The 25,668-nt window shown below is 72.1% G+C and carries 26 protein-coding genes; 17 read left to right on the forward strand and 9 right to left on the reverse strand.

The features are described from left to right. Window positions 1–28 precede the first annotated feature (28 nt). A complete protein-coding gene (gene cyaY, locus N4G63_RS20560) occupies window positions 29–397 on the reverse strand; it encodes an iron donor protein CyaY (protein WP_260787021.1) in 369 nt (122 codons plus the stop codon). Between the two features lie 94 nt (window positions 398–491). Here cyaY and lptM point away from each other — a divergent pair, with 94 nt between their 5' ends. Continuing rightward, a complete protein-coding gene (gene lptM, locus N4G63_RS20565) occupies window positions 492–644 on the forward strand; it encodes an LPS translocon maturation chaperone LptM (protein WP_260787020.1) in 153 nt (50 codons plus the stop codon). Continuing rightward, the gene (lysA, locus tag N4G63_RS20570; protein ID WP_260787019.1) at window positions 641–1,921 is read left to right on the forward strand and encodes a diaminopimelate decarboxylase; all 1,281 of its coding nucleotides are present in this window, start codon (window positions 641–643) and stop codon (window positions 1,919–1,921) included. The genes lptM and lysA overlap by 4 nt, the downstream gene beginning before the upstream one ends. Window positions 1,922–2,032: 111 nt before the next feature. On the opposite strand, the gene N4G63_RS20575 is transcribed toward lysA, so the two are convergent. The 5 genes from N4G63_RS20575 to N4G63_RS20595 form a co-directional block, all read right to left on the reverse strand. Further along, window positions 2,033–3,025 (reverse strand): ABC transporter ATP-binding protein, encoded by a 993-nt coding sequence (locus tag N4G63_RS20575; protein ID WP_260787018.1) that lies wholly within the window; start codon window positions 3,023–3,025, stop codon window positions 2,033–2,035. Further along, the gene (locus N4G63_RS20580) at window positions 3,022–4,062 is read right to left on the reverse strand and encodes an ABC transporter ATP-binding protein (RefSeq protein ID WP_314600135.1); all 1,041 of its coding nucleotides are present in this window, start codon (window positions 4,060–4,062) and stop codon (window positions 3,022–3,024) included. Before N4G63_RS20580 ends, N4G63_RS20575 begins: the two co-directional genes overlap by 4 nt. Before the next feature lie 20 nt (window positions 4,063–4,082). Further along, the gene (locus tag N4G63_RS20585; protein WP_443112076.1) at window positions 4,083–5,030 is read right to left on the reverse strand and encodes an ABC transporter permease; all 948 of its coding nucleotides are present in this window, start codon (window positions 5,028–5,030) and stop codon (window positions 4,083–4,085) included. Between the two features lie 51 nt (window positions 5,031–5,081). Continuing rightward, entirely contained in the window at window positions 5,082–6,068 is a 987-nt protein-coding gene (locus N4G63_RS20590; RefSeq protein WP_260787015.1) for an ABC transporter permease, read from the reverse strand. Between the two features lie 122 nt (window positions 6,069–6,190). After that, window positions 6,191–7,207, reverse strand: coding sequence for a porin (locus N4G63_RS20595; RefSeq protein ID WP_260787014.1), 1,017 nt, complete (start codon window positions 7,205–7,207; stop codon window positions 6,191–6,193). 241 nt (window positions 7,208–7,448) lie between these two features. Here N4G63_RS20595 and coq7 point away from each other — a divergent pair, with 241 nt between their 5' ends. Then, window positions 7,449–8,090 carry a 2-polyprenyl-3-methyl-6-methoxy-1,4-benzoquinone monooxygenase gene (gene coq7 / locus N4G63_RS20600; protein ID WP_260787013.1) on the forward strand — a complete coding sequence of 214 codons (642 nt, stop codon included), beginning with the start codon at window positions 7,449–7,451 and terminating at the stop codon, window positions 8,088–8,090. 102 nt (window positions 8,091–8,192) lie between these two features. Here coq7 and N4G63_RS20605 read toward each other — a convergent pair whose 3' ends face one another. Continuing rightward, window positions 8,193–8,615, reverse strand: coding sequence for an OsmC family protein (locus N4G63_RS20605; protein ID WP_260787012.1), 423 nt, complete (start codon window positions 8,613–8,615; stop codon window positions 8,193–8,195). Between the two features lie 348 nt (window positions 8,616–8,963). Here N4G63_RS20605 and ilvA point away from each other — a divergent pair, with 348 nt between their 5' ends. After that, a complete protein-coding gene (gene ilvA / locus N4G63_RS20610) occupies window positions 8,964–10,550 on the forward strand; it encodes a threonine ammonia-lyase, biosynthetic (protein WP_260787011.1) in 1,587 nt (528 codons plus the stop codon). Between the two features lie 128 nt (window positions 10,551–10,678). Next, entirely contained in the window at window positions 10,679–11,773 is a 1,095-nt protein-coding gene (locus N4G63_RS20615) for a nicotinate-nucleotide--dimethylbenzimidazole phosphoribosyltransferase (protein WP_260787010.1), read from the forward strand. 72 nt (window positions 11,774–11,845) lie between these two features. On the opposite strand, the gene N4G63_RS20620 is transcribed toward N4G63_RS20615, so the two are convergent. Next, on the reverse strand, window positions 11,846–12,550 hold the full coding sequence (locus tag N4G63_RS20620; protein ID WP_314600136.1) for a hypothetical protein: 705 nt from the start codon (window positions 12,548–12,550) through the stop codon (window positions 11,846–11,848). Window positions 12,551–12,659: 109 nt separating this feature from the next. Between N4G63_RS20620 and gspG the strand changes: the two genes are divergently transcribed. The 10 genes from gspG to gspE all read left to right on the forward strand — a co-directional run bounded on the left by gspG (window position 12,660) and on the right by gspE (window position 22,508). After that, window positions 12,660–13,103, forward strand: a complete 444-nt coding sequence (gspG, locus tag N4G63_RS20625) for a type II secretion system major pseudopilin GspG (RefSeq protein ID WP_260787007.1) — start codon at window positions 12,660–12,662, stop codon at window positions 13,101–13,103. A 19-nt stretch (window positions 13,104–13,122) separates the two neighbouring features. After that, a complete protein-coding gene (locus N4G63_RS20630; RefSeq protein WP_314600137.1) occupies window positions 13,123–13,626 on the forward strand; it encodes a prepilin-type N-terminal cleavage/methylation domain-containing protein in 504 nt (167 codons plus the stop codon). After that, window positions 13,623–13,985, forward strand: a complete 363-nt coding sequence (gspI, locus tag N4G63_RS20635) for a type II secretion system minor pseudopilin GspI (protein WP_260787645.1) — start codon at window positions 13,623–13,625, stop codon at window positions 13,983–13,985. Before N4G63_RS20630 ends, gspI begins: the two co-directional genes overlap by 4 nt. Beyond that, a complete protein-coding gene (locus N4G63_RS20640; protein ID WP_260787644.1) occupies window positions 13,985–14,692 on the forward strand; it encodes a type II secretion system protein GspJ in 708 nt (235 codons plus the stop codon). Before gspI ends, N4G63_RS20640 begins: the two co-directional genes overlap by 1 nt. Continuing rightward, window positions 14,689–15,747: a type II secretion system minor pseudopilin GspK gene (gene gspK / locus N4G63_RS20645; RefSeq protein WP_260787006.1), complete on the forward strand. Its 1,059-nt coding sequence runs from the start codon at window positions 14,689–14,691 to the stop codon at window positions 15,745–15,747. Before N4G63_RS20640 ends, gspK begins: the two co-directional genes overlap by 4 nt. A gap of 117 nt (window positions 15,748–15,864) precedes the next feature. Continuing rightward, on the forward strand, window positions 15,865–17,310 hold the full coding sequence (gene gspL, locus N4G63_RS20650) for a type II secretion system protein GspL (protein WP_314600138.1): 1,446 nt from the start codon (window positions 15,865–15,867) through the stop codon (window positions 17,308–17,310). A gap of 8 nt (window positions 17,311–17,318) precedes the next feature. Continuing rightward, window positions 17,319–17,879, forward strand: a complete 561-nt coding sequence (gene gspM / locus N4G63_RS20655; protein WP_314600139.1) for a type II secretion system protein GspM — start codon at window positions 17,319–17,321, stop codon at window positions 17,877–17,879. Further along, window positions 17,876–18,826 (forward strand): type II secretion system protein N, encoded by a 951-nt coding sequence (gspN, locus tag N4G63_RS20660; protein ID WP_260787005.1) that lies wholly within the window; start codon window positions 17,876–17,878, stop codon window positions 18,824–18,826. Before gspM ends, gspN begins: the two co-directional genes overlap by 4 nt. Window positions 18,827–18,828: 2 nt before the next feature. Next, entirely contained in the window at window positions 18,829–21,063 is a 2,235-nt protein-coding gene (gene gspD / locus N4G63_RS20665; protein ID WP_260787004.1) for a type II secretion system secretin GspD, read from the forward strand. A gap of 23 nt (window positions 21,064–21,086) precedes the next feature. Then, a complete protein-coding gene (gene gspE, locus N4G63_RS20670; RefSeq protein WP_260787003.1) occupies window positions 21,087–22,508 on the forward strand; it encodes a type II secretion system ATPase GspE in 1,422 nt (473 codons plus the stop codon). Window positions 22,509–22,565: 57 nt separating this feature from the next. On the opposite strand, the gene N4G63_RS20675 is transcribed toward gspE, so the two are convergent. After that, window positions 22,566–23,534, reverse strand: a complete 969-nt coding sequence (locus N4G63_RS20675; protein WP_314600140.1) for an alpha/beta fold hydrolase — start codon at window positions 23,532–23,534, stop codon at window positions 22,566–22,568. 119 nt (window positions 23,535–23,653) lie between these two features. On the opposite strand from N4G63_RS20675, the gene N4G63_RS20680 reads away from it, so the two are divergent. Together N4G63_RS20680 and gspF are read left to right on the forward strand one after the other, a co-directional pair. Further along, window positions 23,654–24,229 (forward strand): Crp/Fnr family transcriptional regulator, encoded by a 576-nt coding sequence (locus tag N4G63_RS20680; protein ID WP_314600141.1) that lies wholly within the window; start codon window positions 23,654–23,656, stop codon window positions 24,227–24,229. Between the two features lie 57 nt (window positions 24,230–24,286). Continuing rightward, complete coding sequence (gene gspF, locus N4G63_RS20685) at window positions 24,287–25,510, forward strand: type II secretion system inner membrane protein GspF (RefSeq protein ID WP_314600142.1); 1,224 nt, start codon at window positions 24,287–24,289, stop codon at window positions 25,508–25,510. The last annotated feature ends 158 nt before the right edge of the window (window positions 25,511–25,668 follow it).

The raw sequence follows: 25,668 nt of genomic DNA on the forward strand, positions 1-25,668 counted from the left end.
GCGGCAAGCGCCCGAGGCCGCGCCGCGCTCAGGCCGCCGGCGGCTCGAAGCTCAGCGCCTTGCCACCCTGCGCGCTGGCCTGGCGCGACAGCTCGGCAAAAAACTCGCCGCCCTCGCGCGTGTCCAGCCAGCGCCCATCCACATGCCTGAAGTGCTGGCCCGCCGCGCGCGAGGCCAGCCACAGCTCGTGCAGCGGCGGCTGGGTGTTGACCACGATCTTGCTACCGCCCGGAAAGCTCATCTCCAGCAGGCCGCCAGTGCGGTGCACGTCGATGTCGATGACATCGGCCTCCAGCCAGCGGTCGACCGTGGCCTCGATGGCGGCCAGCACGTCGCCGGTGAGGCGGCGGAACTCGGCGTCGGACAGCGGCGTGGCAGCAGGGGCGGCGGTGCTCATGGTCGGTAAAATTCGGCGGATGACATTGCGATCGAGTGTAGCGAGGGCCTGTGCCCCATGCCGTGCGTCGGGCAAGCGCGCCGGGCGGATCGGGTTGCGCGCCGCCCTGCTGGGCACCGCGCTGCTGGTCTCGGCCTGCGGCCAGAAGGGGCCGCTGGCCCTGCCCGGCGCCACCGCCGCCGGGGCGGCCGCCTCGGTGCCCGCCGCCAACCACACCTCCCCTGCCGCTGCCGGAGCCTCCCGATGACCGCCCTGCCCGGCGCCCCCTTTCTTGAACGCCGCGCCGACGGCGCCTTGTGGTTCGACGGTGTCTCGCTCGAGGCCCTGGCCCGCAGCCACGGCACGCCGCTGTACGCCTATTCGCGCAACGCGATGCTCAGCGCCGCGGCGGCCTACCAGCGCGCGCTGGCCGGCCGGCCACACCTGCTGTGCTACGCGATGAAGGCCAACAGCAGCCTGGCGGTATTGCGCACCTTCGCGGCGCTGGGCTGCGGCTTCGACATCGTGTCGGCCGGCGAGCTGGCCCGCGTGGTGGCCGCCGGTGGCGATCCGGCCAAGGTGGTGTTCTCGGGCGTCGGCAAGACGCGCGCCGAGATGCGCGTGGCGCTCGAAGCCGGCGTCAAGTGCTTCAACGTCGAGAGCGAGTCGGAGCTGCACACGCTGTCGCAGGTGGCCAGCGGCCTGGGTCGCACCGCCGCGGTGAGCCTGCGCGTGAACCCCGACGTCGATGCCGGCACCCATCCCTACATCTCCACCGGGCTGAAGGGCAACAAGTTCGGCGTGGCGCACCAGCGCGCGCGCGCGGTCTACCGGCTGGCGGCCGGCCTGCCGGGGCTGCGCGTGGTGGGCATCGACTGCCACATCGGCTCGCAGATCACCGATGCCAGCCCCTACCTGGATGCGCTGGACCGCCTGCTCGACCTGGTGGAGCAGATCGAGGCCGACGGCCTGCAGATCCACCACCTCGACCTGGGCGGCGGCCTGGGCATCACCTACAGCGACGAGCAGCCGCCGGCCGCCGATGTGCTGGTGGGCGCGCTGCTGGCGCGCATCGACGCCCGCGGCCACGGCCACCGCGAGGTGCTGTTCGAGCCCGGCCGCTCGCTGGTGGGCAATGCCGGTGTGCTGCTGGCCGAGGTGCTGGTGCTCAAGCCTGGCGACGGCAGCGAGGGCAGCAAGAACTTCTGCATCGTCGATGCGGCGATGAACGACCTGGTGCGCCCGGCCATGTACGAGGCCTGGATGGCCATCGAGCCCTGCCAGGCGCGGCACGATGTGCCGGCACAGGCCTGCGACGTGGTGGGCCCGGTGTGCGAGTCGGGCGACTGGCTGGGCCGCGACCGCACGCTGGCCGTGCGCGAAGGCGATGTGCTGGCCGTGCTCTCGGCCGGCGCCTATGGCATGAGCATGGCCAGCAACTACAACACCCGCCCGCGCGCGGCCGAGGTGATGCTGGACCAGGGCAGCATCACGCTGATCCGCCGCCGCGAACAGGTGCAGGACCTGTTGCGCGACGAGGTCTGAGAACTGACGGCACCCGGCGCCGCGTGCACGCGGCGCCACCCGCCGGGCGGGTCGCGGGCCGGCTTGGGAGCGGCCCGGCGCTCGACCCGCGCCGCGCATTGACGGGCGGTTCTAAATCCGGCCTTCGGTCACGGCGTGGCAGGCCACGCGGATGCCCTTGAACTCGGTCAGCTCGGGCCGCTCGGCACTGCAGCGCGCATTGGCATGCGGGCAGCGCGGGTGGAAGGCGCAGCCGCTGGGCGGGTTCAGCGGGTTGGGCACCTCGCCCTGCACCGGCGTGCGCTGGCGGCCGGTCATCGCGATGTCGGGAATGGCATCGAGCAGCATGCGCGTGTACGGATGCCGCGGCGTGTTGAACAGCGTGCTGCGCTCGGCCAGCTCCACCAGCCGGCCCAGGTACATCACGCCCACCCGGTCGGCCACATGGTGCACCACGGCCAGGTTGTGCGAGATGAACAGGTAGGTCAGGCCGCGGCGGCGCTGCAGCTCCTTCATGATGTTCAGCACCTGGGCCTGCACCGAGACATCCAGCGCCGAGGTGGGCTCGTCGCAGATCAGGAACTCGGGCTCGGTGGCCAGCGCGCGGGCGATCGAGATGCGCTGGCGCTGCCCGCCCGAGAACTGGTGCGGAAACTTCGCCATGTCGGCTGCCGACAGGCCCACCTGGGCCAGCAGCGCGGCCACGCGATCGGCCAGCGCGGCATCCTCGGTGACCAGGCCATGCTCGCGCAGCGGCTCGCCAACGATGTCGCGCACCGCCCAGCGCGGGTTCAGGCTGGCATACGGATCTTGAAAGATCATCTGCATGCGCCGGCGCAGCGCGCGCGCGCCGCTGCCGGCCAGCGTGTGGCGCGTGTCGGCGCCGTCGAACTGCACCGTGCCGCGGCTGGGCGGGTACAGGCCCACCAGCAGGCGCGCCACGGTGCTCTTGCCGCAGCCCGACTCACCCACCAGGGCCAGCGTCTGGCCCCGCTCGATGCTGAAGCTGACACCGTCGACCGCATGCACAAACTGCCGCGGCTTGCGCTCGACCACGCGGTTGAGCCAGGGCGCCGAGACATCGAAGGTCTTGGCCAGCCCGTCGACTTGCACCAGCGCGCTCATGCCTGCCCCTCGCCGGGCGCATGCAGCCAGCATGCCGCCCGCGTGGCCCCGGCCGCCATCAGATCGGGCCGCTCGCTGCGACAGCGCTCGAACGCCTGGGGACAGCGCGGGTTGAAGGCGCAGCCGGTGGGGATGGCATTGAGCCTCGGCATGGCGCCGTCGATCTGCGCGAGGCGCTCGCTCGTGTGGTCCATGGACGGAATCGATCCCATCAGGCCGATGGTGTAGGGGTGCGCGGGGCGGTGGATGACATCGGCCACCGGCCCGATCTCGACAATGCGGCCGGCGTACATCACCGCCACGCGGTCGCAGGCCTCGGCGATCACGCCCATGTCGTGCGTCACCAGCATCACGGCGGCACCGTGGGGCAGTGGTGCCAGGCTGGCCGGCGCCACGGCCGCGGGGGCGGCGTTGCCGGCCTCGCCCTTGGTGAGCTTTTTCAGCAGGCCGATGATCTGGGCCTGGATCGACACATCGAGCGCGGTGGTCGGCTCGTCGGCGACGATCAGGCGCGGCTCGGCCGCCAGCGCCAGCGCGATCACCACGCGCTGGCGCATGCCGCCGGAGAACTGGTGCGGGTAGTGATCCACCCGCTGCTCGGGCGCCGGGATGCCGGTGTCGCGCAGCAGCTGGATGGCGCGCTGGCGCGCCGCCGCGGCATCCAGGCCCAGGTGCACCTGCACCGTCTCGACGATCTGCTGGCCCACGGTGAACAGCGGGTTCAGCGAGGTCAGCGGATCCTGGAAGATGGCGCCGATCTGGCGGCCGCGAATGCGGCGCATGGCCTCGGGTGCCAGGTGGTCGATGCGCTGGCCGTCGAAGTGGATCTCGCCGCCCGCCACCCGGCCCGGCGGCTCGAGCAGGCCGATGATGGCCGCACCGGTGAGCGACTTGCCGGCGCCGGATTCACCCACCACGCCGAGGATCTCGCCGGGGGCGATGGCAAACGACACGTCGTCGAGTGCGCGCAGCGTGCCGCGCCGGGTGGGGAACTCCACCCGCAGGTGGCGCACTTCGAGCAGGGCTTGGGAAGACATCGGATCGAAAGCGGTGGTCATCAGCGCAGGCGCGGGTTCAGCGCATCGCGCAGCCAGTCGCCGAGCAGGTTCACGCTCAGGGCCACCAGGATCAGCACCAGGCCGGGAAAGATGGTGATCCACCACTCGCCCGAGAACAAAAAGTCCTGGCCGATGCGAATCAGCGTGCCCAGCGAGGGCGAGGTGGGCGGCACGCCCACCCCCAGAAACGACAGCGTGGCCTCGGTGATGATGGCCGAGGCCACCTGGATGGTGGCCAGGATGAACACCGGCCCCAGCACATTGGGCAGCACATGGCGGCGCATGATGCGCAGCGACGACACGCCGATCACGCGCGCCGCCTGCACGTACTCCTTCTGCCGCTCGACCATCGTGCTGCCGCGCACAGTGCGTGCGTACTGCACCCAGCCGGTCAGCGAGATCGCCAGGATCAGCACCGAGAAGGCCAGGGTCTCGTGGGCATCGGGAAACATCGCGCGGCCCACGCCATCGATCAGCAGCGCCACCAGGATGGCCGGAAACGACAGCATCACGTCGCACACGCGCATGATGAAGGCATCGACCCGGCCGCCCACAAAGCCGGCCAGCAGGCCCAGGCCCACGCCGATCACCAGCGACAGCGCCACCGAGGCCAGGCCCACGAACAGCGAGATGCGCAAGCCGTACATCAGCGACGAGACGATGTCGCGGCCCTGGTCATCGGTGCCCAGCCAGTAGCTGGCCTTGCCTTCAGGCATCCAGGCCGGCGGCAGGCGCGCATCCATCAGATCGAGCGAGGCCAGGTCTTGCGGGTTGTGCGGCGCCAGCCAGGGCGTGAACAGCGCGCAGGCCAGGCAGGCCAGCGCGATCAGCGTCGAGCCGATGGCCACCGGCGAGCGGCAGAAGGCGTACCAGACATCGCTGTCGCGCAGGCGGGCCAGCGCGCCGGGCGGCTTGAGCGGCGCGGCGCCGGAAGGGGCAGTGGGCATCGAAGGCATCGTGAAGCTCAGCGGCCGCGGCAGGCGGCCGCGAAAAGGGGGTCAGTGGCCACCGGCGGCGGAACGCTCGACGCGCAGGCGCGGGTCCACCGCCACGTACAGCAGATCGACCACCAGGTTGATGCTGACGAACACCAGCGCGATCAGGCACAGGTAGGCCGCCATCACCGGGATGTCGGCGAACTGCACCGCCTGGATGAACAGCAGGCCCATGCCCGGCCACTGGAACACCGTCTCGGTGACGATGGCGAACGCGATGATGTTGCCCAGCTGCAGGCCGGCCACCGTGATCACCGGCACCAGGGTGTTCTTCAGCGCATGGCGAAAGTAGACCAGCCGGTCGGGCAGACCGCGCGCGCGGGCGAACTTGATGTAGTCGGTGCGCAGCACCTCCAGCATCTCCGAGCGCACCAGGCGCAGCACCAGGGCCATCGGAAACAGGCTCAGCGTGAAGGCCGGCAGCAGCAGGTGCTTGATGCCATCCACGCTCAACAGACCGGTGGTGAACGGGCCGATGGCCACCACCTCGCCGCGGCCGAAGCTGGGCAGCCAGTTCAGCACCACCGCGAACACCAGGATCAGCAGGATGCCGATCAAGAAATTGGGCAGCGAGACGCCCAGCAGCGAGCCGGTCATCACCAGCTGCGCGCCGGCCTTGCCGCGGCGCAGCGCAGCATACACACCGGCCGGAATGCCCATCGCCAGGCCGATCAGCGCGGCCAGCACCGCCAGCTCCAGCGTGGCCGGAAAGCGCTCGGCAATCAGCGTCGACACCTTGCGGCCCTGGCGCAGGCTGATGCCGAACTCGCCCTGCACCGCATTGCCGACAAAGCGCGCGAACTGCACGACGAAGGGCTGGTCGAGCCCGAGATCGCGGCGCAGCTGATCGCGCTGCTCGGTGGTGGCGTCCTGCCCCAGCAGGTTGGTGACCGGATCACCGACAAACTGGAACAGCGTGAAGGCGATGAACGCGACCGTGAACATCACGATCAAGGCCTGGAACAGGCGGCGGAGGATGAAAGCGAGCATTCAGCAGTTCACAGACAAGGCGCGGATTGTGCCGCGCGCAAGCACCATGCCCGCTCCGCGTTTGCCCAAAGAAAAAGCCGCCCCGAAGGGCGGCCTCGATGATTCAAGCCCGAGGGCCTGGATCAGAAGATGTGGCGAACGCCAGCACCGTAGCCGGTGGAGGTGAAGCCGGTACCGGCGCCCGTCACCGAGCCACCCAGCGAGATGGCCGAAGTGCCCTTGTTGTTCAGGCGGCCGTACTGGGTATACAGGGCGGTGCGCTTGGACAGGTTGTAGATGTACTCGAGGCCCAGCAGCGTGGCGTCGTTGTTCTTGGTGAGGCCGCCTTCAGCATTGCCCTTGGCGAACGAAGCACGGAACTCGCCCTGGCCCAGCGGCACGTTGGTGCTCAGCTGGTAGCTGGTGTACTTCAGAACACCAAACTTGCGCTGGTCGTACTGGGCCAGGATCTTGGCGAAGCCCATGTTGTACGAGGCACCGACGTTGAACACCTTGTACTTGTTGGGGTTACCAACGTCAGTCTGCGACATGGCAGCGGCCACATCCACCGGGCCAGCAGCGTAGCCGAGACGGAAACCAGTGTACTTGTTGCCAGCCACGTTCTCGCCAGCGGACATCTGAACCGAACCGTACAGGCCGCCCAGCTTGCCCGGCAGGAAGTAGCCGACCATGTTGTTGGCACGCACCGCGGTGGTGGCACCGGCGCCCATACCAGCCGGCGCCGTCGCGTAGATGTTCGAGAAGTTGCCGAAGCCGTTGGCGCCGTAGGCGTCGAACGAGGCGACGTTCGAGAAGGTGTTGACGTAGTCGCGACCCAGACGGACTTCACCGAAGCCGCCCGACAGGCTGACGGTCGAACGACGCTGGAAGTTCAGGCCACCGGGGGTGCCGTCGTCGTTGCTCATGCCACCTTCGATCCAGAAGCTGGCGTTCATGCCGCCACCCAGGTCTTCCGTGCCACGGAAGCCCAGACGGTTGCTGTTCAGCTGGTTCGAGCCCATGAACTTCTGGGAGACGGTGCCGTTCTTGACGTTGTTGACGCTCAGGTCAACGATGCCGAACACGGTCAGCGAGGATTGGGCGGAAGCGGCACCGGCAAATGCGCCAAGGACGGCCAGGGCCAGCAGAGACTTTTTCATTGCGACTATCTCCTAGGTTGAACAAGAGGTCCCGATCCCGTAGAGCACCCGCTCACCGGGAACGGTGGGGGCCGGTCAGGCCAACCTCCTCATCGGAAGTTGCGTTTATTGCACCAGACCCCCGCAACGCTTGCAAAGCTTTGCCGCCAAAAAGGCCGGGGACTGTTGCCTGTCAACAACGCGGCCAGGCGGCGCCCCGGCGCCGATGCGGCTGCGGGCGCTGCGCTATCCTCGCTGGGTCATGTCCCTGCCCGATGCCCTGGTCGCCAGCGCCGACCTCGCCCTTCGCACCCTGTCCGGTGGCGCACGCGCTGCACGGCCGCTGCCACGCCCGGCCAGCCCCACCCATGGCGCCGACCACGCCCTGCTGGCCGGCGCATGGCGCCGCCAGTCGGGCGCGCTGATGCGCGTGAACCATGTCGGCGAGGTGTGCGCGCAGGCCTTGTACGCCGCGCAGGCCCTGGTGGCGCGCGACCCGGCCGTGCGCGCCCAGATGGTGGCCGCCGGCCGCGAAGAAACCGACCACCTGGCCTGGACCGCCCAGCGCCTGGCCGAGCTGGGCGACCGCCCGAGCCTGCTCAACCCGCTGTGGTACGCCGGCGCGTTCTCGATCGGCCTGGTGGCCGGCGCGGCCGGTGATCGGGTGAGCCTGGGTTTTCTGGCCGAAACCGAGCGTCAGGTCGAGGCCCACCTGGCGAGCCACCTCGAGCGCCTGCCGGCCGAAGACGCGGCCTCGCGGGCCATCGTGGCGCAAATGCGCGACGACGAGGCACGCCATGCGCACGAGGCCGAGTCATCCGGCGCGGTGCCCCTGCCCAGCCCGCTGCGCTGGCTGATGCGCGCGGCCGCCCGGCTGATGACCACCACCGCGCACCGCGTCTGAGCGGGCCGGGGCCCGGCTTCGCCGCCCGCCGCCCTCCGGCCACCCGCCCCTTTTGGCTGCGGGCGCGACACCCGACAAGGGGTGGCGCACCCGCCAGCCGCTTCAGCCTTCCACCAGCTCGTGGCTGGTGGTCACCTCGGCGGTCTTGGCCAGCATGATGGTGGCCGAGCAGTACTTCTCGTGCGACAGCGCGATGGCGCGGGCCACGGCCGGCTCGGGCAGGTTCTTGCCGGTCACGGTGAAGTGCAGATGGATCTTGGTGAAAACCTTGGGATCGGTCTCGGCCCGGTCGGCACTCATCTTCACCTGGCAGCCCGTCACGGCATGGCGGCCGCGCTTGAGGATCAGCACCACGTCGTAGGCGGTGCAGCCGCCGGCACCGGCCAGCAGCGTTTCCATCGGCCGGGGCGCCAGGTTGCGGCCGCCGCCATCGGGCGCGCCGTCCATGTTCAGCACATGGCCGCTGCCGGTCTCGGCCATGAAACCCATGCCGCTGGCGGGCACCCAGTGAATCGTGCAGTCCATCGTCTCTCGTCCTCGTGGTGTGACATCGTGCGCAAGGCGCACCTCGGCTGTGCATGCGTGCACCGCACATTCGAGCAATTGCTCTAACCGCCTGTGCCGGATGATATTGCGGCGCAACATTCCAGCGGCTAGACTGTGCCCATCGGGTCAGGCGATGCCGGGTTGCTTCTTGCAGTTGCCGCCAGACCCCGCGAGTTGTCTCCTCCACCTCCTCTATTGGTGGTTACGGCCCAGGGTGCAAACCCTGGGCCGCTTTTCTTGGTGGCTGCCCGGGGTGCCGGTCGGGCCAGGGGTGGCGGCTATCATGCCGCGCTGCACAACGAGCCCCGCCGCAGGAGACCCCACCGCATGCCCCGCGCCCAGACCGGCAAGACGAGCGCCCGATCCCCCGGTGCCACGCCCCGCCCGGCTTCGACCCCGCCCGACTACCTGCAGAAGATCCTCACCGCGCGGGTCTACGACGTGGCCATCGAGTCGCCGCTGGACCTGGCGCGCACGCTGTCGCGCCGCCTGGGCAACCAGGTGCTGCTCAAGCGCGAAGACCAGCAGCCGGTGTTCAGCTTCAAGCTGCGCGGTGCGTACAACAAGATGGCGCACCTGAGCGCCGAGGCGCTGGCCAAGGGCGTGATCTGCGCCTCCGCCGGCAACCACGCGCAGGGCGTGGCGCTCAGCGCCAAGAAGATGGGCTGCCGCGCGGTGATCGTGATGCCGGTGACCACACCGCGCCTGAAGATCGACGCCGTGGCCGCGATGGGTGGCGAGGTGGTGCTGTTCGGTGACAGCTATTCCGATGCCTACGGCCACGCGGTCGAGCTGCAGAAGGCCCAGGGCCTGACCTTTGTGCACCCCTTCGACGACCCCGATGTGATCGCCGGCCAGGGCACGATCGCGATGGAGATCCTGCGCCAGCACCAGCAGGGGCCGATCGATGCGGTGTTCGTGGCCATTGGCGGTGGCGGCCTGATCTCGGGCGTGGCCAGCTACATCAAGGCGGTGCGTCCGGAGATCAAGGTCATCGGCGTGCAGACCACCGATTCCGACGCGATGCTGCGCTCGGTGCAGGCCGGCAAGCGCGTGACCCTGTCCGACGTGGGCCTGTTTGCCGACGGCACGGCCGTGAAGCTGGTGGGCGAAGAAACCTTCCGCATCACGCGCGCGCTGGTGGACGACTTCGTGGTGGTCGACACCGACGAGGTCTGCGCCGCGATCAAGGACGTGTTTCAAGACACGCGCAGCATCCTCGAGCCCTCGGGCGCGATGGGCGTGGCCGCGGTCAAGCAGTACGTCGCGCGGCACAAGCTCAAGGGCCAGACCTTCGTGGCGGTGACCTGCGGCGCCAACATGAACTTCGACCGCCTGCGCTTCGTGGCCGAGCGGGCCGAGTTCGGCGAGCAGCGCGAAGCGCTGTTCGCGGTCACGATCCCCGAGGAGCGCGGCTCGTTCAAGCGCTTTTGCGAGCTGATCGGCCCGCGCGCGGTCACCGAGTTCAACTACCGCATCTCGCACGAGAACCAGGCCCATGTGTTCGTCGGCCTGGCGATCCACAAGCGCGACGAGGCCGACAAGATCGCGCGCGGCTTCGTCAAGCAGGGCTTCGCCACGGTCAATCTCACCGATGACGAGCTGGCCAAGGAGCATGTGCGCCACATGGTGGGCGGCCGCTCGGCGCTGGCCGCCAATGAGCGCCTGTTCCGCTTCATCTTCCCCGAGCGGCCCGGCGCGCTGATGAAGTTTCTCTCGAGCATGGCGCCCGACTGGAACATCAGCCTGTTCCACTACCGCAACCAGGGTGCCGACCACGGCCGCATCCTGGTCGGCCTGCAGGTGCCCGACACCGCCGCCGACCGCAAGGCCTTCAAGGCCTTCCTGCACACGCTGGCCTATCCATGCACCGAAGAAACCGGCAACCCGGTGTATCAATTGTTCCTGCGCTGAAACGCGCGCGCGTCGCCACCTCGCTGCGCTGCCGCCGCCGGTGGCTTCGATAACGGCCGTTACGCAGCCCTTGGGGGCTCGGCTGCCTGGGGCGGCCTGGCGCGAGTGAGGCCCCTACACTCGGCGCCATGTCGCTGATCGCCGAAACCGCCAACCCCCTGCTCGAGCGCGCCCTGCTCGAGAAGCTGCTGCGCCGCGGCGAAGTGCCGGGCAGCCTGGGCGAGCTGGAGCCGGTGGCCGTGCGCCTGGGGCTGCTGCAGCATTCGCTGAAGCCGCGTTTTCGTGAGCCGCAGCTGGTGATCTTTGCGGCCGACCATGGCCTGGCCGTCGACGGCCTGCACCCGTCGGCGGGCAAGCAGACCGGCGAGGTGGCGCTGCAGATCCTCGAAGGCCAGCAACCGGTGGCGGCCTTTGCGCGCCAGGTCGGGCTGGCGCTGTCGGTGGTCGATTGCGGCCTGGCCAGCCGCCTGCCGGCCCATGAGCACCTGCTGCAGCGCAAGATTGCCCACGGCACGCGCAACACCCGTGTCGGCCAGGCCATGACGGTGGAGCAGGCGCATGCCGCCATCCGCGCCGGCATGGAGATCGGCGACACGCTGGCCGGCAATCTGGTGGCCTGCGCCGGCCTGGGCGTGGGCTCGCATGAAAGCGCCGCGCTGGTGCTGGCCCGCCTGACCGACACGCCGACGCGCGACCTGGTATCGGCCGGTGCGCAGATGTCGGCCGAGACCCTGGCCCAGGTGATGATCATCGTGCAGGGTGCACAGGGCCGGCACCGCGATGTGACCGATCCAGTCGAGGTGCTGGCGGCCTTCGGTGGTTTTGAAACCGCGGTGATGGTGGGCGTGATGCTGGTGGCCGCCAGCAAGCGCCACCTGATCATGGTGGACGGCCTGGCCGCCTGCGCGGCGCTGCTGGTGGCCTCGCGCATCGCGCCGGCAGTCACCGACTACTGCGTGTTCTGCCGCAGCCGCACCCACCAGGGGCTGGACAAGGCGCTGTCGCTGTTCCAGGCCAGCGCGCTGCTGGAGCTGGGCCTGGACACGCTGGACGGCACCGGCGCCTGCCTGTCGTGGCCGCTGGTGCGCAGCGCCGCCGCGCTGCTGTCGGATGTGCTCGATGGCGACGACCTGCCCTCGCGCCCGGCCGGCATCGAGGCACCATCGACTCGCAGCCTCTACGACCCCCAGCAAACCGGCATTCCGGGGCTGCGGCCGCGCTAAGCACCACCGGCCACCGGCCACCGGCCTGCGGCCGCTGGCCCCGTTGGGCGCGGCCGCGGCCAGCGTCGGCGCTCAGCGCTGCTGCGTCGGGTGGTCGTGCTCGTTGGCGGCCGGCTCGCCCACCACCACCGGTGCACCGGGCACCGCCAGCTGCGCCGGCGAGGCCACGGCACCCGGGGCGCGCAAGAGGCCGTTGACGGCCGGCAAGCCGGGTGGCACCGCCTGCACGGCCGGCATCGCGCCCATCGGCGCGCCGGGCATGGCCCCGATCTGGCCGGGCTGGCCAGGCAGCGCGCCGGGGGGCATGACACCCGGCATCGCACCCGGCATGGCACCTGGCACCTCGCCGGGGCGGCCACGCTGCGCCATGGCCAGCATCGGCAGCTCTAGCGTCACCGACGGTGGTGTGCCCGGCACGCCCAGTTCGGCGCGGCGGTGGCTCACCGCCAGCAGGCGCAGGCCCGGCTCGACCTCGCGGCCCACCAGCCAGGTGCGCGGCGGCTTGCCGTCCACGGCGATCAGGGCCAGCCCACCGCTCTGGCCGGCGCGCGGCGCGGCCACGCCCAGCAGCCGGAAGCGGCTGTCGGCCACCACCGGTGCCGGCGCATCCACCGGCTGGGGCGGCGGCGTGCCGAGCACGCGGCTCAAATCCATGCCGGCCGGCGGCGCCAGCTGGGCCACGCTGGCGCCTGGCGGCACGGGCGTGCCACGGCCCCAGAACTTCAGGCCCCAGACCAGGGCGCTGACACCCACCGCAGCCCAGACCAAGAGCGACAACAATCGCGTAACCATGCGCCGATTATGATCGGCGACTGTTTCCGTATTCCCCTCAACTGCGAGGCCATTGCTGCGCAATGCCACGCGACACCCACGCCCACCGCCGCCCATGCCGCACGCCTTCTTGCGCCGCCCCCTGCGAGCCGCCCGCCGCGGCTTCACGCTGATCGAACTGCTGGTGGTGCTGGTGATCATGGGCGTGCTGGCCGCGCTGATCGTGCCCAATGTGCTCGACCGGGCCGACGACGCGCGGGTCACCGCTGCCCGCACCGACGTCAACAACCTGATGCAGGCGCTCAAGCTGTACAAGCTCGACAACCAGCGCTTCCCCAGCGCCGAGCAGGGCCTGGAGGCGCTGGTGCGCAAGCCCAGCGCCGGTGTGGTGCCGCCCAACTGGCGCGCCTACCTCGACAAGCTGCCGGTCGATCCCTGGAGCCGGCCCTACCAGTACGTCAACCCGGGCGTGAAGGGCGAAATCGATGTCTTCAGCCTCGGTGCCGACGCGCAGCCGGGCGGTGATGGCAAAAACGCCGACATCGGTTCCTGGCAGTGAGCGGCGGCCCTGCGGGGCCGTGCACGGCAGCGCTGGCCGGCCCGCCCTGGGCGCGCGCGGGTTCACGCTGGTCGAACTGCTGGTGGTGCTGGTGCTGATCGCCATTGCCGCCGGCACCGCCACGCTGGCGCTGCGCGATGGCGAGGCGGTGCGGCTGGACCGCGAGGCCGCGCGCCTGGCCGCGCTGCTGGAGGCGGCGCGCGCCGAGGCACGGGCCAGTGGCGTGGCGGTGCGCTTCGAGCTGCGCGAAGGCAGCTTCGGCTTTGCCGGCCTGCCCGAGCGGCTGCGTCCGCCCGAGGGCTGGCAGACCGAGGGTGTGCAGGCCCGCATCGAGCGCCCCGGCCTGCTGCAGGCCGCCGGCGACAACGCCGCCCAGCGCGCCATTGCGCTGGGCCCCGAGCCGCTGATCGGCGCGCAGCGCATCGTGCTGCAGCTGGGTGATCGGCAGGTGCTGCTGGTCACCGACGGCCTGGCGCCGTTTGCGGTGATGGCGGCCGACAACGCCGCGCCCCCCGCCCGATGAGCACGAGCGCGCGCGGCTTCACGCTGGTGGAGGTGCTGGTGGCGCTGGCCATCGTGGCCATTGCGCTGGGTGCCGGGCTGCGTGCCTCGGGCGCGGTGACCCAGAACGCGCAGCGCCTGACCGATGTCACCGCGGCCCAGTGGTGCGCCGACAACGCGCTCACCGAGATGCGCCTGGCGCGGCAGTTTCCGGGCGTGGGCGAGGCCGAGTTCCAGTGCCAGCAGCTGGGTCGCGACTACCGCGGCCGGCTGCGCACCCAGGCCACGCCCAACCCCAACTTCCGCCGCGTCGACGCGGTGGTGCTCGACGACGCCGGCCGGGTGCTGGTGACCCTGTCCACCGTGCTCGGCCGCAGCTGATGGCGCACCGGCCCGCCGCGGCGCTGCCGCCTGTCCTGCGTCCGCCGCGCCGCCTGCCAGCGGCGCGCGGCCGCGGCTTCACGCTGGTGGAGGTGCTGGTGGCGCTGTTCATCATGGCGGTGATTGCCGGCATCGGCTGGCAGGGCATCGCCACCATGGCGCGCTCGCGCGAGGTGGCCGACGAGGCCACCCAGCGCACGCTGCGCCTGTCGGCGCTGGTCGGCCAGTGGGAGCAGGACCTGCAGGCCGTCTACGACAGCCCGCTGGTGCCGGGCCTGGCCTTTGACGGCGGCACGCTGCGCCTGGTGCGGCGGGTTGATGGCCAGGGCGCCGCCGGCGGCGTGCAGGTGGTGGCCTGGACCCTGCGCAGCGAGGTCTGGCGGCGTTGGGCCGGCCCGGTGGTGCAGCGCAGCGACGCCCTGCAGCAGGCCTGGATGGCCAGCTTCCAGCTGCAGGGCCCCGAGCCCGGCCAGCTGCGCCTGCTGGATGGCGTGAGCGCCTGGCAGGTGTACTTCTGGCGCGGCCAGGGCTGGAGCAATGCCCAGTCCACCGGCGACCTGAGCGTGGTCACGCCACCGGCCACCGGGGCATCCGGCGCCACCGCCACCACCGCACGCACCCGCCTGCCCGGCGCCGTGCGCATGCAGCTCACGCTGCCCGAGGGCATGTTGACCCGCGACGTGCAGCTGGCGCCGCAACAGCCATGAGCAGCCGCCGCAACGCCGCCCGGCCCACCGCCGCCGCTGCCGCCGCCCCGCGGCCCCGCGCCCGTGTGCCCTGCGCCCCCGTGCCCCGTGCCGCCCGCGCGCCGCGGGTGCGGGGCGCCGCCCTGCTGGTGGCGATGCTGCTGCTCACCGTGGTGGCCACGCTGGCCAGCGGCATGGTGTGGCTGCAGTGGAAGGCGGTGCAGGTCGAAAGCGCAGAGCGCGGCCGCGCGCAAAGCGCCTGGATCTTGAACGGCGCGCTCGACTGGGCGCGCCTGATCCTGCGCGAGGACGCCCGTTCGGGCCGCCCCACCAGCCTCAACGAACCCTGGGCCACGCCGCTGGCCGAGGCGCGGCTGTCGAGCTTTCTGTCGGCCGACCCCAGCCAGGCGGGCGACAACGATGTGGAGGCCTTTCTGGCCGGCAGCATCGTCGATGCCCAGTCGCGCTACAACCTGCGCAAGCTGATTGCCGAGGGCAAGATCGTGCCGGCGCAAAAAACCGTGCTGGAACGCCTGTGCCAGAACGGCGGCCTGTCGCCCAGCGTGGCCACGCTGCTGTCCAGCGGCCTGCTGGCCGCCTGGGCCAGCGGCGCGGCCAGTGCAGACGGCAGCAGCAGCAGCAGCAGCGCCCCGCTGGCGCCGCAGACCGTGGCCGACCTGGCCTGGCTGGGCGTGGACGCCGAAAGCCTGCGCCGACTGGCACCGCTGGTCACGCTGCTGCCCGAGGTCACGCCGGTCAACCTCAACACCGCGCCGCGCGAGGTGCTGGCGGCCGTGATTCCCGGCCTCGACCTGGGCGGCGCCGACCGCCTGGTGCAGGCGCGCCAGCGCCGCGCCTTCCACGATGTGGCCGAGGCCGCGCAGCAACTGGGCGGCCAGATCACGCTGCCGGCGGGCGATGTGGAGGTCAAGTCGCAGTACTTCGAGGTGACCGGCCGCATGCGCCTGGCCGAGCGCGTGCTGGAAGAAGTCTCGCTGGTGCGGCGCAACGGCCTGGAGGTGCTGACCGTACATCGCGAGCGCAAGGCCCGCTTCGCCGAGGATATCCGCCGATGAAGCGCAACAGTGCTGCGACACAATGCCGCGCCAACCCGGCTGGCCGGACGCCCGGCACCGTGCCGGGCGCCGCGCATGGAAGGTCTGCTGTCCCGATGTCGAAGAGCCCCTGCTGAGATGCCGCAACTCGTGATCCTGCTGCCGCTGCGGCCGCGCGATGGCGCGCCGGCCGATGCCGCCGTGGCCGGCCCCGCGGGCGCTGCCGAATACGCCTGGGCGCTCAGCGCCGATGGCCTGAGCCTGACCCGCCACGGCCGCTCGGCGCCGGCCGACCTGCCCGCGGCCGACAGCGTGGTGGCGGTGCTGGCGGCACCCGATGTCGCCTGGCATCACCCCAAGCTGCCCAAGGCCCCCGCGGCCCGGCTGCGGGCGGCGCTTGGCGGCCTGCTCGAAGACCAGCTGCTCGAAGACGACGAGACCGTGCACCTGGCCGTGGCGCCGGGCGCCAGTGCCGGTGCGCCGGCCTGGGTGGCGGCACTGAACAAGCCCTGGCTGCAGGCCCAGCTGGCCACGCTGGCGGCGGCCGGCCGGGTGGTGGGCCGGGTCGTGCCGGCGCACTGGCCGCGCGAAGCCGAGGCGGCCACCGACGGCGCCGACAGCACCGACACCGCGCCGCCCCAGGCCCATGTGTTTGCCGCCCATGTGTTTGCAGCCCAGGCGTATGCCGCCGATGGCCTGGCCGCCGATGCCGCCCCGGCCACCCTGGCCGGCACCGGCGTGGCCACCCCCGAGACCCTGGCCTGGCTGGCCTGCCATGAGGCCGGCACGCCGCTGTGCCTGCCGCTGGCTGGCAGCCTGGCCAATGCCTGGCTGACCCAGGCCCGCACCCGCGGCCTGCAGCTCAGCGCCACGCCGGCGGCCGTCACGCTGGCCGAGCACGCGCTGGCCCAGGCCGGCGGCGGCGGCGCCCCGGCGGTGGCGGTGCTCAGCGAGGCCGAGCAGGCGCTGGCCGCGCTGCGCTCGGGCTGGCAGCTGCTGCAGTTCGATCTGGCGCCGCGCCACCGCGGCCTGCGCGCCGCCGGCGAGCTGTGGCAGCTGTGGCGCGGCCCGGCCTGGCGCCCGGCGCGCCTGGGTCTGGCGGCGCTGCTGGGCGTGCAGCTGCTGGGGCTCAACGCCTGGGCCTGGCAGCAGCGCCAGGCGCTGGCCGAGCAACGCGCCAGTGCCGACAGCCTGCTGCGCAGCGCCCATCCGCAGGTGCGCGCCATCCTCGATGCCCCGGTGCAGATGCGCCGCGAGACCGAGTTGCTGCGCGAGCGCGCCGGCGTGGCCGGCGACGGCGACCTCGAAACCCTGCTCGCCGCCACCGCCGCCGCCTGGCCCGACGGCGCAGCACCGGCCAGCCAGCTGCGCTTCGAGCCCGGCCGGCTGAGCCTGGCCGCGCCCGGCCTGGCACCGCCGCAGCTGGCCCAGCTGCGCCAGCGCCTGCAGCTCACCGGCTGGACGGTCGAGCCGCTCGAAGGCCGGCTGGTGGTGCAACGCGGCCGCGTCGGGGCCCCCGCCACCACCGATGCCACCACCGAGGCCGCCGCCGCCGAGGCCGCCGCCCCTGGAGCCCGCCCATGAGTCCGCCCATGAGCCCCCCGAGCCAGCCCCGCAACGCGGCCGGCGGTGCCGGCGCCGCCAGCCATGCGGTCAGCGCCGCGCTGGCCCCGGCGCGCGCCGCCGCCCAGGCCCAGTGGGCCCGCCTGGCGCCGCGCGAGCGCCAGCTGGTGCGCGTGGCCGCGCTGCTGGTGGCGGTGGCCCTGCTGTGGTTCGTGGCCATCGCCCCGGCCTGGCGCACGCTGCGCGAGCTGCCGCCGCAGCGCGCCGCCCTGGAAGCCCAGCTGCAGCAGATGCAGGCCCAGGCCCGCGAGGCCCAGGCCCTGCGCGCCGTGGCCCCGGTGCCCGCCGAGCAGGCCCAGGCGGCGCTCGAGGCCGCGGCCCAGCGCCTGGGCCCGCAGGCCCGCCTGGTGGCCCAGGGCGCGCAGCGCTCGGTGCTCACGCTGCAGGGCGCCGACGGCGCGCAGCTGGCGGCGTTTCTGGGTGAAGCCCGGGCCGGCGCGCGGGCCCGCGTGCTCGAAGCCACGCTCAGCCAGAGCGCCCCGGGCCGCTACGACGGCAACCTGATCCTCGCCGTGGGGGCCGCCCCGTGATCTGGCCCGGCCGCACGGGCCGCGCCGCCAGCCCGCACCCGGCCCCGCTGGCCGGCACGCTGGCGCTGCGCGACGCCGGCCGCTGGCGCCGCCAGCAACATGCCGGCCGGCGCTGGGCCGCCTGGGGCCTGGCGCTTGGCGCCGTGCTGGGCGCGGCCACGCAGGCCCCGGCGCAATGGCTGGCCGAGGCGCTGCAGCAAGCCACCGCCGGCCGGCTGCTGCTGGCCCAGGCCGAGGGCAGCGTGTGGCAGGGCAGCGCGGTGCCGGTGCTCACCGGCGGCCCCGGCAGCCGCGATGCCGCGGCCCTGCCCGGCCGCCTGCACTGGCAGCTGCGGCCCGGCTGGCGCGGCCTGCAGTTGAGCGCCCGCCACGACTGCTGCCTGAACGGCACGCTGCAGGCCCGGCTGGCACCCGGCTGGTCGGGCTGGACCGTCACGCTGGACGGCCGGGCCGACGGCCAGCCGCTGGGCCGCTGGCCGGCCACCTGGCTGGCCGGCCTGGGCACGCCCTGGAACACGCTGCAGCTCGGCGGCCTGCTGCAGCTCAGCACGGCCGGGCTCACGCTGCAATCGGCCCAGGGCCGGCTGCAGGTGGCCGGCACGCTGGCGCTCGAGCTGCACGACACGCAGTCGCGCCTGTCGCCGCTGCCGGTGCTGGGCAGCTACCGGCTGAGCCTCGAGGGTGGATCGGCGGGCACCCCGCCCGGTGCCGCCCCCGGCCAGCCTCCGGCACCGCCCACGCCGCCGCAGGCCCTGCTGCGCCTGGAAACCCTGGACGGCCGCCAGCCCAGCGCCCTGCGCCTGAACGGCAGCGGCCACTGGAGCGGGGCGCGGCTGCGTTTTCGCGGCCAGGCCGAGGCCGCGCCCGGCCAGGACGGGCCGCTGGCCAACCTGCTCAACATCATCGGCCGGCGCCAGGGGGCGCTGTCCGTCATTTCGATCGGATGACCATGACCTCGCGAGCCCACCGAACGGCCGGCGCGGCAGCCCGGCAGCCCACCCGGCCGCAGCGCGCCGTGCTGCTGCCCACGCTGCTGGCCCTGGCCTGCGCGGCGCTGCCGCCCTTGCCCGCCGCCGCCCAGCCCGCCGGCCTGCCGCAAGCCGGCGATGCCGCGCCCGCCACCGGCGCCGCCAACCGCCGCAGCGGCCGCAGCGCGCCGGTGACGCTGAACTTCGTCAATGCCGACATCGAGGCCGTGAGCCGCGCGATGGCGGTGATGATCGACCGCCAGATCCTGGTCGACCCGCGCGTCAAGGGCGTGGTGTCGGTGTACAGCGAGCAGCCGGTGTCGGTGGCCGAAGGCTGGCGGCAGTTTCTGGCCGCGCTGCGCGGCCTGGGCTTTGCCGTGGTCGACAGCGCCGGCCTGCTGAAGGTGGTGCCCGAGGCCGATGCCAAGCTGCAGACCGGCACCGTGAGCGTGGGCGCCGTGACCCCGCGCGGCGACCAAGTGATGACCCAGGTGTTCCGGCTGAACTACGAGAACCCGAACAACCTGGTGGCCGTGCTGCGGCCGCTGATCAGCCCGAACAACACCATCAACGCCAACCCCGGCAACAACACGCTGGTGGTCACCGACTACGCCGACAACCTGACCCGGCTGGGCAAGATCATCGCGGCGCTCGACCAGCCGGCGTCCACCGACATCGAGGTGGTGCCGCTCAAGCACGCCATCGCCTCCGACCTGGCCGCGCTGGTGCAGAAGCTGGGCGATGCCGGCACCGCCGCGGTGCCGGGCGCACCGGCCACCGGCGGCGGGGTGTCGGTGACGGCCGACTCGCGCAGCAATGCGCTGATCGTGCGCGCTGCCAACCCGGCGCGCCTGGCCGCGCTGCGCGCGCTGATCGAGCGGCTCGACACACCCGGCGTGGGCGGCCCGGCCGGCCTGATCCATGTGGTGTACCTGAAGAACGCCGATGCCGCCAAGCTGGCCACCGTGCTGCGCGCGGCCTTCGGCGGCGGCTCGGGCGGCGGCGGCAGCAGCAGCAGCGGCGGGGGCAGCAGCCTCAGCGGCCTGGGCGCGGCCACCAGCGGCGGCATCAGCGCCGGCAGCCTGGCCACCGCCGGCCAGTCGGGCAGCGGCAGCGCCGTGGCCACCACGCCGCTGTCGGCCTCGGCCCAGCCGTCCACCGGCGGCTTCATCCAGGCCGACCCGGCCACCAACTCGCTGGTGATCACCGCGCCCGAGCCGCTGTACAAGCAGATCCGTGCGGTGATCGACCAGCTCGACGGCCGCCGCGCGCAGGTGTACGTGGAGTCGATGATCGTCGAGATGGACGCCAAGAAGGCGGCCGAGTTCGGCTTCCAGTGGCAGGGCCTGCTGGGCAGCAACGGCGACCGCTACGGCCTGGTGGCCGGCACCAACTTCGGCACCACCACCAACATCATCAACCTGTCGGGCCTGGCCAGCGCCAGCTCGGTGACGGCCACCGCCGCCGTCAACGGCCTCAACCTGGGCCTGTTGCAGAAGGTGAACGGCGTCTACACGCTGGGCGCACTGGCGCGCTTTCTGGAAGGCGTGGACGGCACCAACATCCTCAGCACACCCAACCTGGTGGCGCTGGACAACGAGGAGGCCAAGATCGTCGTCGGCCAGAACGTGCCCTTCGTCACCGGCAGCTTCACCAACACCGGCAGCAGCAGCACCAGCGTGAGCCCCTTCACCACGGTGGAGCGCAAGGACGTGGGCCTGACGCTGAAGATCAAGCCGCAGATCGGCGAGGGCGGCGTGGTGCGCATGAACGTGTACCAGGAGAACTCCAGCGTGGTGGGCACCTCCACCACCAACACCAACGGCCCCACCACCAACAAGAACGCGCTCGAGACCACCGTGGTGGTCGACGACGGCAGCATCATGGTGCTGGGCGGCCAGATGAAGGAGGAGTACACCGGCAGCCAGAGCAAGGTACCGCTGCTGGGTGACCTGCCCTACGTGGGCGCGATGTTCCGCAGCGAGAGCCGCGAACGCAAGAAGACCATGCTGCTGGTGTTCTTGCGCCCGGTGGTGATCCGCGACGCGGCCACCGCGCAGGCGCTCAGCATCGACCGCTACGAGGCCATCCGCGCCCGCCAGCTCGAGGCCCAGCCCAAGCCCAACCCGATGCTGCCGGTGGAAGACGGCGGCGTGCTGCCCGAGCTGCCCGCCAAGTCGGTCCCGGCCAGGCCGGCAGCCCCGACCACGCCCTGAGCGGCGACCCGAGACGCACCCCGATGGCCACCCGCCACCCCCTGCCCTACGCCTTTGCCAAGGCGAATACCGTGCTGCTGGAAGACGGCGGCCCCGAGCGCGTGCTGTGGTCGGCCGAGTCCAGCCCAGGCGCGGCCATTGCCGAGGTGCTGCGCCTGCACACCGTGCACCGCGTCGAGCGCGTGCCCACGCCGGCCCTGGCCGAACGCATTGCCGCGGCCTATGCCGGCGCCGAATCGAGCGCCGCCGCGGTGGTGGGCGAGGTCGAGAGCGCGGTCGACCTGGGCCGCCTGCTGCAAGACCTGCCGGCGGTGGAAGACCTGCTCGAGGCCGCCGACGACGCGCCCATCATCCGCATGCTCAACGCCTTGCTGACGCAGGCCGCGAAGGATGGCGCCAGCGACATCCACATCGAGGCCTACGAGCGCAGCAGCTCGGTGCGCTTTCGGGTCGACGGCACGCTGCGCGAGGTGGTGCAGCTCAACCGCGCGCTGCACGCCGCGCTGATCAGCCGGCTGAAGATCATGGCCGAGCTCGACATTGCCGAGAAGCGCCTGCCGCAGGACGGCCGCATCTCGCTGCGCATTGGCGGCCGCGCCATCGACGTGCGCGTGTCCACCCTGCCCAGCGCGCACGGTGAGCGGGCGGTACTGCGCCTGCTGGACAAGACCGAATCGAAATTCACCCTCGAGGCCCTGGGCATGAGCGGCCAGGTGCTGGGCGAGTTCGACCGCCTGGTGCACCAGCCGCACGGCATCGTGCTGGTCACCGGCCCCACCGGCTCGGGCAAGACCACCACGCTGTACGCCAGCCTGGGCCGCATCGACACCGCCAGCACCAATGTGCTGACGGTGGAAGACCCGGTCGAATACGAGCTGCCCAACATCGGCCAGACCCAGGTCAACGCCAAGATCGACCTGACCTTCGCCAAGGCCCTGCGCGCCATCCTGCGGCAAGACCCCGACGTGATCATGATCGGCGAGATCCGCGACTTCGAGACCGCGCAGATCGCCATCCAGGCCAGCCTCACCGGCCACCTGGTGCTGGCCACGCTGCACACCAACGATGCGCCCAGCGCCGTGACGCGCCTGATCGACATGGGCGTGGAGCCCTACCTGCTGTCCAGCAGCCTGCTCGGCGCGCAGGCGCAGCGCCTGGTGCGCAAGCTGTGCGGCGCCTGCAAGCGCCAGGATGCGCAGGGCCGCTGGCACCCGGTGGGCTGCCCGGCCTGCGGCCACAGCGGCTACAAGGGCCGCACCGGCGTGTACGAGCTGATGGTGGTGGACGATGCGCTGCGCGAGCTGATCCACAACCGCGCCTCGGATGCCGAGGTGGCCGCCGCCGCGCGGGCCAACGGCTACCTCACGATGCGCGAGGACGGCGAGCGCCTGGTGGCCGAGGGCATCACCTCGGCCGAAGAGGTGATCCGCGTGACGCGGGACTGAGCGCTGCCGATGCTGCTGGCAGGCACCCGCATGCGGCCTGCGCACCCGGCGCGCCGCTCACTCGGCCAGGAAGGCGCGCACCACCGCCACGCTGCGCTCGGGCCGGTCGTTGAACATGAAGTGACCGGCCTGCGCAATTTCCACCAGCCGCACCTGGCTGAAGTGCCGCAGGTGCCGCCGCTGATAGGCCGCGCCGTGCAGCCGGTTGCAGGCCCCGGTGACGAACAGCGTGGGGCCGGGCCAGGGCTGGTCGCCCGGGCGGAAATCCAAGCTTGCGGCCCAGGCCGGATCGTCCAGCATGCGGCCCAGCGTGGCCTGGAAGGCCGGCGAACCGCCACGCCAGGCCTGCAGCGGTGGCAGTCGGCCGTCGCACAGCGCGTCGGGGCCCTGCATCAGCAGCAGCGCCTGCTGCAAAAACCAGTCGTCGCGCGCCCAGGCGTCGCCGTCGCTGCGCACGAACCACTTGGCCACCCAGGCACGGGCAAAGCCCCACACCACGCGCCAGCCCGGCCAACCCCCGCCGCTGGCGCCGAAGTCGGCCAGCGCGTCGGCATCCAGAAAGCCCGGCTCGGCCAGCACCAGACGCCCCACCTTGACCGGGTGCGCACCGGCATAGGCCGAGGCCAGCATGGCGCCCCAGGAGTGGCCAAGCAGGTGCACCCGGCGCCCCTGGCCGAAGTGATCGACAAAGGCGTCCAGGTCGGCCAGGTAGGCCGCTACCGTGATGCCCTCGGCCGGCACGCGTGGCGACAGGCCGCTGCCGCGCTGGTCATAAAACACCACGCGGTACTGGTCGGCCAGTTCCGCAAGGCCCTGCAGGTAGCGGTAGTCGGCACCGGGGCCGCCGTGCAGCACGATCAGCACCGGCCGCGCCGGGTCGCCATGTGCCTCGGCATGGAAGCGGTAGCCACGCAGCGTCACGGCGGGCAGCGATGGATCGTGCTCGGTCGTGCGCGGCACACCGTCGGCGTGGGCACAGGCCGCCAGGGTCAGCCACAGGGCAAGGATGCGGGCGAGAAAAGACATGTCAGGCGCGTGCGGTGGACAACATGCCCCCATGCTTCGTGATGGCGCCGCCGCCCGCGACAACATCGGATAACGCGGCTCGGCCGGACGCCACGGCCGCCACCGACGAGCACCAGGCCGTGCTGCACATCGCCGCCAGCCTGGCGCCGCTGACCGCAGACGACCACGCCGCCTTCGCGCCGGTGCTGCAGGCCTTGCGCTTTCGCAGCCTGGCCGCCGGCGAGGCACTGCTGCACATGGGCGAGCCGGGTGAGCGCGAGTTCTTCGTGCTGCACGGCATCATCAGCACCTGGGTTGGCGATGCCCAGGGCCGTGCGGTGACGCTGGCGCTGCACGAGGGGCCCACCGCGCTGCCCCCGGCGGTGGGCCGCGTGGCGCAGCAGTGCTCGCGCGTGCACTGCCAGGCGCTCACGCCCGCGCGCGTGGCCGAGTTTCCAGCCGCCACGCTGCTGGACTGCATGCTGCGCCACCCGGCCATCCAGCGCTGGGGTGATGGCGTGCTGCGCGCCGAGCTGCTGCGCCGCGCCGACCGCGAGTGGGCGCTGGCAGCCCTGCCGGCAGCGCAGCGGCTGGCACAGTTCCGCAGTCAGTTTCCGGGACTGGAAGAGCGCATTGCGCACCGCCACATCGCCAGCTATCTGGGCATCACGCCGGTCAGCCTGAGCCGGCTGCGCGCCCAGGCGCGCCCGCGCTGAGCCAGCACCCCACCCGTCATCCTCTCTGTCTGCAAACTCCCGGATACTTCCGCTCCTATGCCCGCCTACACCTACGAAGCGCTCGATGCCGACGGCAAGGCCCGCAAGGGCATCGTCGAGGCCGAGAACGCCAAGGCCGCGCGCGGCCAGCTGCGCGGCCAGGGCCTGGTGCCGATGGGCGTGGCGCTGGTGGCCGCCGGCCAGCAGCGCGCCGAGGGTGCGCCGCGCCCGCTGTTCCAGCGCCGGGTGTTCAACCGCAGCGGCCTGGCGGTATGGACCCGCCAGCTCGCCGGCCTGGTGGCGGCCGGCCTGCCGCTCGAGCGCGCGCTCACCGCCTTGTCCGACGAGGCCGAAGACCCCGGCCAGCGCGAGCTGGTGGCCCACCTGCGCGCCGAGGTCAACGGCGGCTCGGCCTTTGCCCGCGCGCTGGGCGGCTCGCCGCGCGAGTTTGACGAGGTCTACCGCGCCGTGGTGGCCGCCGGCGAGCAGAGCGGCGCGCTCGGCCCGGTGCTCGAACGCCTGGCCGACGACCTGGAAGAGCGCCAGGCGCTCAGCGCCAAGCTGCTGGGCGCGGCGCTGTACCCGGCCATCGTGTCGCTGGTGGCGCTGGGCATCGTGATCATCCTGGTCACCTACGTGGTGCCGCAGGTGGCCGGCGTGTTCAGCAGCACCAAGCAGGCGCTGCCCACCATCACCGTGGCCATGCTGGCCATCAGCGCCTTCGTGCGCCAGTGGGGCTGGCTGGTGGTGCTGGCGCTGGCCGGTGGCGGCGTGGCGCTGGCCATGGCCTTGCGCTCGGAGGCCTTCCGCCAGCGCTTTGACGCCGCCTGGCTGCGCCTGCCGCTGCTGGGCCGGCTGGCGCGCGGCTACAACGCGGCGCGTTTTGCCGGCACGCTGGCCATGCTGGCGAACGCCGGTGTACCGATCCTGAAGGCCTTGCAGGCGGCGGCCGAAACCCTGGGCAACCGCGCCTTGCGCGCCGATGCGCTGGATGCGCTGGCCCAGGTGCGCGAAGGCGCGCCGCTGGCCGCGGCGCTGGCGGCCAAGAAGCGCTTTCCGGGCCTGCTGGCCATGTTTGCCCGCCTGGGCGAACAGACCGGCCAGCTGCCGCAGATGCTCGACCGCGCCGCGCGCCAGCTGGCCGGCGAGGTGCAGCGCCGCGCCATGGCCCTGGCCACGCTGCTGGAGCCGCTGCTCATCGTGGCCATGGGCGGCATCGTGATGCTGATCGTGCTGGCGGTGATGCTGCCGATCATCCAGCTCAACAGCTGGGTCAGGTAGTCCCCCCCCCCCCCGATGCGGCTGCGCGGCCTGTCCCCCTGGGGACGGGGTGGGCGTGCGGCGCGGCGCGGGTCTTGCTACGCTTGAACCGAGTCAATTGCCAGGCCGAAGCCGGGTTGATCGCGGGATCGACGGCGCGGCGGGCTGGCAAGGTGCAT

This window comes from Aquabacterium sp. OR-4, from assembly GCF_025290835.2.
In the GTDB taxonomy this organism is placed as follows: Bacteria; Pseudomonadota; Gammaproteobacteria; order Burkholderiales; family Burkholderiaceae_C; genus Pseudaquabacterium.